Consider the following 12851-nt stretch of genomic DNA (forward strand, 5'->3'; position numbering starts at 1 on the left):
AAAAAAACTGCCTCAAAGTAGGGGGGTGACTTAATCATCTTCTGATAACCGATTTATAAACAGGAAAGTACTATGCAAAAAGATGAATCAGTAAGCGTATTAGGTGAGCCTTTAGATATGTGTGGTGATGCACCGATGACTGGCTTTTATCGTGATAGTTACTGCAATACCTGTGACGAGGATGTTGGATCGCATACCGTATGTGTAGAAACCAGTAAATTATTTCTCGATTATTCCAAAGCTAAAGGCAATGACTTATCAACACCTGCCCCTCAATTTGGTTTTGCTGGCTTAACGCCTGGCGATAGCTGGTGCTTATGTGCAGCACGATGGTTAGAGGCTTATAACGATGGTGCAGCGCCAAGAGTATTTTTAAGCAGAACGCATAAGCGTGCCCTGGACATTATTCCTCTGGATATTCTTAAGCAGTATGCAACTGATCTGAATTAAGCATTTATTGTTAATGCACTAGTGCTGAATTTTACCTGTTTCATTTTACAGGTATAATGCACGCCGACTTTTTAACCAAATACGTTTAATCCCATGTCAAATATGACTTCTGAAAAATATGTAGTATGTGCTTTATATCACTTTGTGATTCTTGAAGATTTCGAAGCGCTCCGCGATCCATTGCATCAAGTTATGGAAGATAACGGTGTGCGTGGCACCTTATTGCTGGCTCGTGAAGGTATTAATGGCACTATTTCGGGTACACGTGAAGGCATCGATGCTGTACTGGCATGGTTGCGCAATGATCCGCGTTTAACAAAAGTCGATACCAAAGAGTCGTATGATGATGAGATTCCGTTTTACCGTACGCGTGTAAAACTGAAAAAAGAAATCGTAACCATGGGTATCGAGACGATTGATCCGAAAGAGATTGTCGGCACCTATGTAAAACCGGAAGATTGGAACGATCTTATTTCTGATCCAGATGTCATTTTGGTTGATACACGTAACGATTACGAAGTGGCTATCGGTACCTTTAAAAATGCGGTGAATCCGGATACTACGGTATTTCGTGAATTCCCCGCTTATGTTGAAGAAAATTTAAACCCGAATAAACACAAAAAAGTTGCGATGTTTTGCACGGGTGGAATTCGTTGTGAAAAATCTACCGCTTACTTGAAGACGCAAGGTTTTGAAGAGGTTTATCACCTGCAAGGTGGCATTCTAAAATATCTGGAAGATGTCCCCGAAGAAAATTCGATGTGGGAAGGCGAGTGCTTTGTTTTCGATAATCGCGTATCAGTGAATCATCAACTTGAAAAAGGCTCTTACGATCAGTGTCACGCCTGTCGTATGCCGATTACAGAAGAAGATAAGCAGCATCCTGACTTTTTGCATGGTGTGAGTTGCCATCATTGCCATGATCAGACCGATGAAGTGCAAAAGCAGCGTTATCTGGAGCGTCAGAAACAGATTGAATTAGCACGTCAACGCGGTGAAGAACATATTGGTGGTGATGTCACGAAATTTGCGAGTAAACATCGCGATAGTAAGAAACAATTTAAACAGACCCAAAAGAGCCACAATAAAAATTAGGCTCGTGACTTTTCTTTTTTATAGTCTTCGTATTCTTTTTCGTAATCTATTCGTTTTTCCGGGTTAGCCAGATAAACACGGTTTTTACCGGCACGTTTGGCGCGGTAGAGTGCTTTATCTGCTCTAGCCAACCAGTTTTGTGATTCTTCCAGGCTTTGAATTTCGGCAACCCCGAATGATGCTGTTACAGTCAAATCTTTTAGTAATTCTGCGTTTTCTATCGCGGCTCTGATTTTCTCAGCGAGTTCACCTGATTTGTATAAATTAGATCCATTTACAATCACTACAAATTCTTCTCCACCATAACGATAAAACTCATCCGTTTTGCGGATCATCTGTTTGATGTGTTTGGTCAGATTAATCAGGATTTTGTCGCCTTCCAAATGCCCTCGGGTATCATTAATTATTTTGAAGTCATCAATATCAAAGAGTATGACAGAAGCAATATTAGAGCCGCGTGTTTTGTGACGGAAATATAAACTTTGTAACAGATCAAGCCTATCATCCAAGGATCTTCTATTCAGGGCGCCCGTTAGGCCATCGTAATTGATTAGATTTTGTAAACGATCATTCTGTTGTTTAATTTTTCTAGAGACTACGTGGCTGAAAATTAAGGTAATGATTACTGTCACCAAGGCGCTAGCAAATTGTATGGATGTCTTTTCCATATACATCAGTGGTAATAATGCGAGTAGCGTAGGAGCGAGCATTAAAGCGGATTTTTTCGCTGAATTCAGGAAGTACACCGTCATTATTATTGGATAGGTCCAGATAAAAATGGATGAATCAATCATATAATTCAATGCCACTAATCCAGCCAACATAATCACAGAAAGACTGGCGCTGGTATAAATAGTATCTCTGGTTTTCCAGACGAGTAAACCTATAGATGCTACGATCAATACTGCCACAACTTCAACTAACGCTATGCCATACTGGCCATTAATGTAGCGATAAATTGCAAAAGGTAACACTGTTAATGCCGATACAATCGAAGCAGACATAATTAGAATTTCTTCTACAGATCGATGTATTTTGATTTTTGGCATGTATGATTTTCTTGGTTTTTCTGAAAAGAATTGTTTTAATTATTGAATATAACTAACAAAGATAATCAAACAGATCAGCGCCAAGCCAGTTATTTCTTATGAAAGTATAACGATACGAGTCTGAACCTATGCTTTACGCATAAGCCAATTCTATGAATGGTAGATATTTTTTTTGAATAGTATAGAGACTTAATTTAATAGATACATGAGAGTCTCTGGCATTAGAGCTCTTAGAAAAAAGCCCTGTAAGTACGGGGGTGCCTAAATGAACAAATCAGGTTGGTATGGTTGGCTCAATCACTTAAAAGAGTGATTGAGTTTATAGCGTATTTATTCTAATAGATAAGATTCATCATCACTATCATCACAATCAAGAACAGGATGGTCATGATGCCGCCAGCCTTCATAAAGTCAGGCACCCGATATCCACCAGGACCCATGATTAAGGCGTTCACTTGATGCGTAGGAATCAAGAATGAGTTTGATGTAGCGATAGCAACGGTTAGAGCGAATATCGCAGGGTCAGCGTTAGCACCTATTGCAATATTTACGGCTAAAGGCACCAGTAAAACGGTTGCCCCTACATTCGACATTACCAAGGTAAAGAAGGTTGCCAGAATAGCAACAGCGGCCTGAATCACCCAGATTGGCATATCGCCAACGACAGACAGTGTTTGCTCGGCAATCCACTTAGCGGTACCACTTTGCTCAACCGCCATACCTAAAGGTATCAGACTGGCTAGCAGGAATACTGTTTTCCAGGAAACTGCGCGATAGGCTTCGTCAATATTTAACACGCCGGTAATTATCATACCCGTCGCACCCGTTAGTAGAGCAATGGAAAGACGTATGTCTGTAAATAACACCATGTATAACGAAATTAAAAAGAAGATGGCGGCAAAAGCAATTTTTTTAGGGCGCACTTCTTCATGTGGGAAGTTGTTGTTAATCACCACGAAATCGGATGATTTCTCAATGCGCATTAACGCTTCCCAAGGCGTGTATACCACTAACGTATCACCAGCCTGGAAAGGGATGCTACGAATATCATCACCTTCGTGCAAGGTTTCACCATTACGGTGAAGGCCGATCATGGCAGTGCCATAGGTTTTACGAAGCCAAACATCACGTGCGCTTTTACCCACTAATCTCGAGCCTGGTGGTATAAGCACTTCAGCAATACCGGTCTTGTTTGGAGATAAGTCATCCGCAAAAGTTTTAATCGTTTTGCGTTTTTCTAGGTATTTGTATTTATTTAAAAATGCCTTTAAGTCATGGCTTTCAGAGATAATTGCCAAAACCATTTTAGCTTCGATGGATGTGTCTCTATCGATCGCACCAGCGCCTATTTGGGAAGGTTGTCTTGGGCGTTTTGTCGCAACCACGCGAATTTTATAGGCTGTTTCAATGTCATCCAGATTTTTACCAATGAGTAAGCTTTGATCACCAACTACCACTTCATGCAGTGTGTATCGAAGCCCGTAAACATCCTCAAAATAACGTAAATCGTCATTTTTTGAACCCGTTTCTTTTACTGCAGGTAAGACGTATTTACCGAATATAACGAAATAAAGAATGCCAGTAGCAACTAGCGCGAGCCCGACAGGTGTTGTTGAGAATAACGACCAGAGCTCCATTTTATTGTCTTCTGGCAGTACAATATTTGACGTTTCAATAAGATCATTCAGCAAGATGAGTGGTGACGAGCCAACCATTGAAACGGTACCGCCAAGAATCGCACAAAAACCCATCGGCATCAGCAAGCGAGACATCGGGATGTTGGAGCGAGACGAAATTCTAGAGACCACTGGTAAGAATAGGGCTGCCGCACCTACGTTCTGCATAAACGATGAAATGATCGCGACTGTACTGGATATGATAGGGATAATACGGCCTTCTGAGGTGCCGCCAATATTCAAGATAAAACTCGATACTTTTGACATGACGCCGGTTTTATCGAGACCTGCTCCAATAATCATCACGGCAATGATAGACATTACCGCATTACTCGAAAATCCATCAAAAAGCTGTTTTGTGTCTACTAATCCTTCATCTAATCCCATTATCGGGGCAAATAAACTGCTTAAACCGAGAAGAACCATGATGCTAATTGCAGCAACATCGATATCGACAATTTCAAACACGAATAAGTAGATCGTCAATACTAGAATGACAACGACCCAGGCAATGGTTATTGTGGGTGAGATTGATGCAAAATATAACGCCAATAAAGCGAAAATGGCAAATGATGCAACTTTCTTTATCACTTCCTTTTTATCGAGGGCCATTGTGTTATTGGTGGCTACATCCTTGTCGTTTAGCGGTGTATCTGCAGGTTGGTTCATAGTAAGACTGTTTAAATTATGGTTCTAATATTAGTTATTTCTAATAATATAGAAAGTGGCGGATAATACCCTTTATTCCACAGGTTTAATAGGATAACAGCAGGAATTATTTATAGTTGCTATAGGTTTTTACTTATAGCTAGATTGATGGATATTATGAAAGAAACAGAAAGCCATAAAGCGAAAGATTTTGATGAAAAGAAAGTTAAAGAGAAAGAGAAGATAAAGGTAAAGAGAAAATCAGATGAGTAAAAAAATCAGCGAATGTAATTATAAATCGTCTGTATCTGAATTATCTGGAGTGCCCCCCCTACTTATAGGCCGTTTTTTAGTTGAAACATCCACACATCATTCAAATTAGTCGTTTTCATTTAGATATTGAAATAGGTACATATCACCAAAAACCTTTTGGCTGATATCCAGAAATTCCTGAGGAAGATTGTTTTTATCCATTTCTAACGTTCTGTGTAATAACCAGTGTTCAAAACTGTCTTTTTCTCCAGCAAACATATCGCTGCCTTGCCATCTGACCTGAGCTTCTTTGTGGTTGGTATCGCTGGGCTTTTTGTACATGGCAAAACCACTCTTCGGAAAGAATAATAAGGGGAAGCTCAGTCCTTTCCAGTAATACTCTAATAGTTCCTGAAGTCGGTTTTTAGCATCATCGACTGGCGTAAGTTGTAGATCAACATCGGGAGAAAAAAGATAACTCGTTTTCTCGCAACTTAAGTCATCAACGGCATTTAACACCAAGTGTGTCAGCCAGAAACTAATATAATCACCCGTAAAAGGTTTTGTCACAGCTTTGACTAAACGACCTTTATCGATTAACTGGTCGATATTGCCATGTATGGAAAAATCACCGAGCTTTATGTTGAAATAGTGATGTGCACTTTGTTTTTCATTTTTATCTTCGATTGCTAGATTGTCGATAAAACTTTCTGTGATGTGTTTTTCTCTTTGATAGATTTCACCGCCAATCTGACCATAGGGCAATAATCCTTTGGCTCTTGCAATCAGTTCCTGATGTGCCGATTCTTTAATCGCCAGAGAATCATTTTGACCATCATGGTTTTCTAATACTAAATTTCTAATTTCACGATCTTTAAAAGACTCTAACTCGAATGGTTCTCTAATCAGCAAGCTAGGATCATCATCAAAAGTTTGAATGGAAAAGCGGTGTTTCAGAAAATAACGAGCAGGGTTTTTATAGAAACTAATTAAATCTGCCAGTGAAATATCTCTATACCCATTGTCTGGCTCTTCAAGCGCCTTTTGAATAAAAACTTGAGAGGCAAGTGCTTCATTTTTATTCAGGGAACAATATTCTTTTGCATAAGAGTAAAGATCAGCATTATTTTGACTATTGGTTTCAAAATATTTTGGACTAAATGCCTGTAAGGGATGTTTGGTGATGAGTGCTTCGGGCTCTAAATTTGTGTAGATGGATACTGTTTCTAATAACTCGTTAACCAATACAGACGGTGGAATATCCGAATTATCTTTAACACTTAAACCATTAAAGCTGATGAGTAGTTTATTTCTTGCCGCTAAAATTGATTCAAGAAATAAATACCTGTCTTCTTCACGCCTGGATCGATCGCCTTTTAAAGGTTTATCAGCCATTAAATCGAAACTATGGTGTTTGTCTTGACGGGGAAATTCACCATCGTTCATGCCAACCAATGCAACGACTTTGAACGGTACGCTTCGCATTGGCACCAGTGCACAGAAAGTTATGCCGTATCCAAGGTATTTTTCATTGGCGGATATCGACTGGAAACAGGACATCAGCATTTTGTTAAACACGTTATAGGTAAGTAACTGATCGAATTCAGTAAAGTCGCCCATTTCTTTCAGGTTTGAAATAGCATTGATTAACACTTGTTGATCGGTATTTTCTACCATAATTGATTGAATCAGGTGTTTGGTTTTATCTATCCATTGAGACAGAGTGAGTTCCAGTGAATGCCAATGTTGTATTGAAAAAATGCTATCTGTGAACTGCTTGAAATTAGCCAGCATTAGCGCTTCGCTACCTTCAATGTCGGTAAATGCCAGTAACGATAACAACCTGTCTGACTCAAATAGTTTTTCTGATGTTAATGAATCAACTAATGTATCAACATCTTCGCCCAGACTATACCCAAGCAGTATACGGTCTAATGCATATTTCCAGGTGTGTTCTTCGGTATATGGGAGTTGGTTTTGTTTTCTGTTGGCAGCATTGATGCCCCAGCGTATATTGGTTGCTTTGGCTAATTCACGGCAGGCAGCAATCTGGTTGTTATCCAGATCAAACTTATCACTGATATCGGTGTAATTTAGCAGTTCAAAAACCGATTCAACATCAAAACGGCTATCGGGTAAGGTGAAGAGTTTCTCTAAAGCTTCGATAATTTGAAAGACATTGAGTGCTTCACGGTCTGCAATACTAAAGGGCAAAGAGGGGTTTGACGCTGAGAAAACAGCATCAATATAAGCCGCATATTTTTCAACATCCGGCATCATCACTACAAAGTCACTGGGTGCTAAAGTAGGATCTGAATCTAGTTCATTGAGGATTTGATCATATAACACTTCAATTTCTCGCATGGCGGTGTGACAGGCGTTGATTGATAAACTGTTATCCAGATTCGTGATTTGATCAATCGCGAGAGCTTGTGGTTCGGCTAATTGCTCGATATCTTTTTGTAAAATACTTAGAAGGCTTGGCTGCTTTCCTGCTACTTGTAAACCGTCATCTTGTATTCCGTCATCAAAATCGTAATCCTGCTGTTCTTCGTAGCTAGGAAGGTTTAATAATTTATCGATAAAATCACGCCCTTGTTTGCCCATGCTGGCCAATAAAGGGTTCTGTATATCCATATAGATTTGAGCTTCAGGATCCATTTTAGCGATGCTTTTTTCAGATTGAATGTCACCCCAGTAAATATCTTCACAAGGGTTAATCATAAACAGATGCACATCGGTTTTAGCGCCTAATTCTCCTAACATATCGATATAACCGGGAGATAAAGCAGACATGGAGAAAAACGTAATACGTTCGTCTAGTTTACTTTTGTCGAGTAATTCAAATGATTGTTTGAATTGATCCTGTAAGGCTAGCCAATGGATTAAATTTCTATCTTGAACACAGCGTTTCCAGAGTCGAGATTGCCAGTTGTTATCACTGTTCCATTCTGGTTTTTCCCAATCACGAATCCAATGGCTTCGGTAAAAAAGGTATTGATCCATTAATTGTGAAATTTCACAGGATAATTCCCAGGTAGCCAATGCATCTTGTTGCTCAAGATTACCGATATAGTGAGCTATTTCCGGATAATCTTGTGGGTTCTGCGTTAACTCGCGCATAATATGAAAGCGCATGGTTTCAGGCGTGCATTGGTTTTTTTCAGGTATATCTTCGGAAACCAGACGCAATAAATGCCACATAAATTCAGCAGGAAAAAGGAATTTAGTATTGGCGCTGACACCAGAACTATCAGCTAATTGCATTGATAACCAACGAGCCATGCCAGCGTTTTGTACAACCACTATCTCAGTCGCAAATACATTATCTAAAGGCGTTTTTATCAGTTTAGAAAACTGGTTTTTAAGTTGTTCTAATTGATTACTGGTATGGATGGTTAACATAGCTTGATATGATACCTTAATAGCCGTTTATGTATCTAGAAGTGGTTTTTGTGTTTTGGCTAAATTTGCTATCATTGTCTCTACCAAAGGATCACCGCTTCAATCAATGAATCACTTTAATCTAGTACAGAATACCTTTGGTCATCGCCTGAAAGTAATTAAGACTAACAATGGGATAACATTACTTTTTGGATCAGAAGATTTAAATCTGATAGATATTCAATAATAAAAATATTGGACATGTTTTTAATCGTATTAAAATAATAATACGGTATGAATACATCATTCATACTAGTCAAAACGATTAATCCAGATACGTAAATAAAAAGGGAAAGTTATACAGTTATTTATGCCGGTACAAGATGTCATTCATACTCTAGACAACGCTGAAAAAATCACAACAGCATTATCTAACCGCGTCTCTGTCATTACAAAAACAGATGAGTTTTTTGCGCTGCGTGACCAGTGGAATGCCATTAATGAAAGCTCCCCCAAAGGAACTGTTTTTGTCTCCTGGGAATGGCTTTATACCTGGTGGGAAACTTACGCTAAGGATGGCAATCGAAAGCTATACATTCTTACATGTACGAATAACCGTCATCAGTTGATTGGTATTGCTCCATTTCAAATCATACAAAACCCTAAAAAATACTATCCCTGTAGCCGCCAATTGATCCTTTTGGGGACAGGTGAAACAGACGGTAGTTTTGTTTTTGGTGAATATATGGATTTAATTATTCAACAGGGACAAGAGCAACGCGTTATAGATTGTTTCTCAAATTTCTTAATCAAAAATAATAGTTTATGGGACGGAATGAAGTTTCATGAATTGCTAGAAAACTCCTATTTATCAAGATTGTTTTCTGCACAAATAAATGAAAATACTAATGATAGTTCTAACAATAGTGCTAACAAAGAGAAGCCATTAATAGTAAAGCAAATAAAAGCAAAAGGTTTTAGGACCTATATAGATCTGCCTGAAACATATAAAGACTATTTGATGGGGTTGCGGAAAAAAATGCGCAATAACATCACTAGAACTTTCTCAAGATTAGAGTCAGAGCAAAACTACACCATAGAGACCATAGACGATGAATCGAAGGTAAATCAGTCTATAGACATTTTGGCTAATCTTAATCTTTCCCGTCGTGGGTATATGAAAAAACACAGCGTTTTTGAGCAAGAGAATTTTGTGAAATTTCACAAACGAGTGATAAAGCGTCTGTTATCTAAAAATCAGATTAGTTTTAAAATACTCTACTTTGACGATGAGCCTGTAGCAGCACTCTATTCATTCATTGATGGAGATACGATTCACCCTTATCAGAGTGGTTTCGAAACAGAAAATGGCCATCGTTATTCTTTACTGACTACGATGTTAAGTAAAGAAATCGAAAGCAGTATCGAAAATCCGCAATTAAAACGATTTAACTTCATGTATTCAGATGAAGAGGGTACGTATAAAAAGCGTTATTCAGGGACAACTGAGACTATGTATACCTTATCTTTTGATAAGACAGGCGCTAAATTCTCTATGTATCAATGGATACACGGTAGATTAAAGCAAGGGATTAAAAAGCTATTGCGCGTTGAGTAGAAGAGTTTGATCTACAATATAACCTATTTCGAATAGATAAAGATTGCCTATTTAGGCGGGTTTTAAAGAATAACAATCACTATTAAAAAAAACAGTTAGGTTCTTTTAGCTAATACTCACTCATCGATATAGGAGAAAGCAGTTCGGCTGGCATTATCCATGGTACTCAATCCAGTTTCGCTTTTAGGATCAACTCGAATATTGGATACATACGTACTGGTGCGACTCCCTTTTTTCAGTAGGCTTAGTTTATTACATACATAGTAACTAAATGATTTAAATGCAGGTAAAAGCCCTTCAGTATTCGTAGGTCTGTTTTTAATACCTAGCTTTCTCAAGAAGTAATAGTTCGCTCCGTGTACACCGACTAATCTTCGGCTTTCTGTCGATTCATAGCTGCTGGTTAAAGATACATTAACTGTCACATTTTCAACGCGATGTGGCGAATGTTGAGGCCAGCTTACTGCCTGACCTTCTTTTAGCGAAACGGCATAAGCATGATCATCGTACCAGCTTTGATAAGGCATATTTTCATGGCGTTCATGAGCAATGATTTCTTCAATATAATTTTGCGGAGTAAAGCGTTTATCCCTTGCAGGATAAACCCAGAACTTTTTGACACCACGAATATGCCACAGCATATTGGGGTCAGTATCCAGGTGATAGTAAACCTGAATACCAGGAGATGAAATCAACAGCGCGTTAAATGCATTGCGCAGCTTATGAATATGCGGGCAATTAGAACTGATCTTGGTGTACATTTCTTCGATCAGTTTTCCGTAATGTTTATCGTATTTATCGATATTTACCGCATTGATCCAGATGCGACCTTTTTGCAAGGCTTCCATAATTTCAATGCCGCTGCTTTCCGCGATATGCACAGGCGTCCATTCGTTATGGTTTTCTGGATTTGTACCCATGGTGTAACACTGTAACCAGGTTCTCGGGTAATTATCGAGTAGCTTGATTAAGGATGCGTTACTGAATAATTCTGATTTGTGGTATTCGTGTTTAAGCAGTTGGATTTCACGGCTGAAGTTTTGATATTCTTCTGCGCTCCAGTCAAAGCTGTCCGTACTATTTATCGGAGAAACAGTTTGTGATGTATTCTTTGCTTCCAGTATCTTTAACTCAGAACGCTCTAACTCAGAACGCTCTAGTTCAGAAGCGTCTAATTCAGATCCATCGTGTATATGACGTGAAATTTCTATCATTGCTACTTATTTAAAAATCCTTTTATAAGTAAACAGCATAATGTTTGTATAAATTTTAAACCAGTCAGCCTGTCACTAAAACAATCTCTATAATCCGTTTAACGGCAAACATCGACCATTTAAACAAGGCTTGTTCAAAACTTTATTAAGTGTTCCGTTTTCTCAACATCAAACCAAAAAAACGCCTGTAAGTAGGGGGGTGTAAAATTATTACTACTTCAATAAATCATAGACTAATTGAATCCAGTAACTTGCCCCATCTGCTGAAACAGCGTCATTAAAATCGTATTGTGTATTATGTAACATACAGCCGCCAACGAGTTCATCTTTGGGCACTTCGCCATTTCCGATCCAGATATAAGCGCCTTCACTGGCGTTAAGAATAAACGAGAAATCTTCGGCGCCCATGCTGGGTGGAAGAGTTTGAATGACGTTTTCTTCTCCCACTATTTTAGCAGCTGATTCGGCGCATTTTTGTGCGTGTTTAGGCGTATTGATAGTAGCAGGATAACCAGGTTCGATATGAAGTGTGCCGGTTGCACCCATTGCCGCACAGGTATTTTCAACCACTTCCTTCATTCGCTGTTTAAGCATTACACCAATGTCTGGATTAAAGTGACGTAATGTTCCTGTAAGTTTCATCTGGTTCGGAATGACATTAGAAATACTGCCTGCTTCAACAATGGTAATGCTGATAACGGCGGTTTCTACTGGCGGCACATTCCTAGATACTACCGATTGCAGAGCAGTGATTACATGTGCACCAGCAAGCACGGGATCGATTACTTGATCCGGCATCGCTGCATGACCACCTTTGCCCGTAATTGTGATGTTAATTTCGTCAACGGCTGCCATGACATTGGTATCATGCACTGCAAATTTACCTGCCGCTAAACCAGGCCAGTTATGCATGCCGTAAACAGAATCGCAGGGGAACATCTCAAAGAGTCCTTCTTCCACCATAAATTTACCACCGCAACCGCCTTCTTCTGCAGGTTGAAAGATGAAGTGAACGGTGCCGGCAAAATCATTGTGTTGTTTTAAGTAAACCGCTGCGCCCAGCAACATGGTGCTGTGCCCATCATGGCCACAAGCATGCATTTTTCCATCGTGTTGGGATTTATGGTCGAACTCATTGAGTTCCTGAATCGGTAATGCATCCATATCGGCTCGAAGACCAATACTTCCTCCCGTTCGTTGACCTTTGATGGTGGCAACGATACCTGTTTTGGCAAGGCCACGATGGTGCTCTATATCATGACCTTCAAGTACGGATGCGATGTAATCACTGGTTAATAACTCATTAAAACTCAGTTCTGGATGTTGGTGTAGCCAATGCCTCCATGAGGTCATCTGCTGGTGAAGTTCTGAGTCTTTTACGATTGATGACATGCTGTAAACCTGTATGTGTTAGCAGTATGTAACTGCTGGTGATTTGCTAAATCAATTAAAGAAGCTGACTTAA

Annotated in this window: 8 protein-coding genes; 3 read left to right on the forward strand and 5 right to left on the reverse strand. The window is 39.2% G+C overall.

The annotated features are described in order from the left end of the window. Positions 1-72 precede the first annotated feature (72 nt). Both OO007_RS07645 and trhO read left to right on the forward strand, forming a co-directional pair. The gene (locus OO007_RS07645) at positions 73-450 is read left to right on the forward strand and encodes a DUF2237 family protein (RefSeq protein WP_131905349.1); all 378 of its coding nucleotides are present in this window, start codon (positions 73-75) and stop codon (positions 448-450) included. 102 nt (positions 451-552) lie between these two features. Further along, the gene (gene trhO / locus OO007_RS07650) at positions 553-1545 is read left to right on the forward strand and encodes an oxygen-dependent tRNA uridine(34) hydroxylase TrhO (RefSeq protein WP_325808549.1); all 993 of its coding nucleotides are present in this window, start codon (positions 553-555) and stop codon (positions 1543-1545) included. On the opposite strand, the gene OO007_RS07655 is transcribed toward trhO, so the two are convergent. The 3 genes from OO007_RS07655 to recC all read right to left on the reverse strand — a co-directional run bounded on the left by OO007_RS07655 (position 1542) and on the right by recC (position 8575). After that, positions 1542-2594, reverse strand: a complete 1053-nt coding sequence (locus OO007_RS07655; RefSeq protein WP_131905347.1) for a GGDEF domain-containing protein — start codon at positions 2592-2594, stop codon at positions 1542-1544. The two genes, trhO and OO007_RS07655, sit on opposite strands and share 4 nt — an antisense overlap. Before the next feature lie 335 nt (positions 2595-2929). Continuing rightward, the gene (locus OO007_RS07660) at positions 2930-4939 is read right to left on the reverse strand and encodes an SLC13 family permease (protein ID WP_325808353.1); all 2010 of its coding nucleotides are present in this window, start codon (positions 4937-4939) and stop codon (positions 2930-2932) included. A 357-nt stretch (positions 4940-5296) separates the two neighbouring features. Further along, complete coding sequence (gene recC, locus OO007_RS07665) at positions 5297-8575, reverse strand: exodeoxyribonuclease V subunit gamma (RefSeq protein ID WP_325808354.1); 3279 nt, start codon at positions 8573-8575, stop codon at positions 5297-5299. Positions 8576-8924: 349 nt separating this feature from the next. On the opposite strand from recC, the gene OO007_RS07670 reads away from it, so the two are divergent. Next, complete coding sequence (locus OO007_RS07670) at positions 8925-10172, forward strand: GNAT family N-acetyltransferase (protein ID WP_131905345.1); 1248 nt, start codon at positions 8925-8927, stop codon at positions 10170-10172. Positions 10173-10288: 116 nt separating this feature from the next. Here the strand turns inward: OO007_RS07670 and OO007_RS07675 are convergent, their stop codons facing one another. Then, positions 10289-11386, reverse strand: coding sequence for a hypothetical protein (locus OO007_RS07675; RefSeq protein WP_325808355.1), 1098 nt, complete (start codon positions 11384-11386; stop codon positions 10289-10291). A gap of 213 nt (positions 11387-11599) precedes the next feature. Further along, complete coding sequence (locus OO007_RS07680; RefSeq protein WP_325808356.1) at positions 11600-12778, reverse strand: M20 aminoacylase family protein; 1179 nt, start codon at positions 12776-12778, stop codon at positions 11600-11602. Between the last annotated feature and the right edge of the window lie 73 nt (positions 12779-12851).

The organism is Cocleimonas sp. KMM 6892 (assembly GCF_035798195.1).
Lineage (GTDB): Bacteria > Pseudomonadota > Gammaproteobacteria > Thiotrichales > Thiotrichaceae > Cocleimonas > Cocleimonas flava.

Bases quoted from the DNA above. Each gene is read 5' to 3' on its own strand.
- OO007_RS07680 (WP_325808356.1), bottom strand. From the start codon at position 12,778: ATGTCATCAATCGTAAAAGACTCAGAACTTCACCAGCAGATGACCTCA.
- OO007_RS07675 (WP_325808355.1), bottom strand. From the start codon at position 11,386: ATGATAGAAATTTCACGTCATATACACGATGGATCTGAATTAGACGCT.
- recC (WP_325808354.1), bottom strand. From the start codon at position 8,575: ATGTTAACCATCCATACCAGTAATCAATTAGAACAACTTAAAAACCAG.
- OO007_RS07645 (WP_131905349.1), top strand. From the start codon at position 73: ATGCAAAAAGATGAATCAGTAAGCGTATTAGGTGAGCCTTTAGATATG.
- OO007_RS07655 (WP_131905347.1), bottom strand. From the start codon at position 2,594: ATGCCAAAAATCAAAATACATCGATCTGTAGAAGAAATTCTAATTATG.
- trhO (WP_325808549.1), top strand. From the start codon at position 553: ATGACTTCTGAAAAATATGTAGTATGTGCTTTATATCACTTTGTGATT.
- OO007_RS07670 (WP_131905345.1), top strand. From the start codon at position 8,925: ATGCCGGTACAAGATGTCATTCATACTCTAGACAACGCTGAAAAAATC.
- OO007_RS07660 (WP_325808353.1), bottom strand. From the start codon at position 4,939: ATGAACCAACCTGCAGATACACCGCTAAACGACAAGGATGTAGCCACC.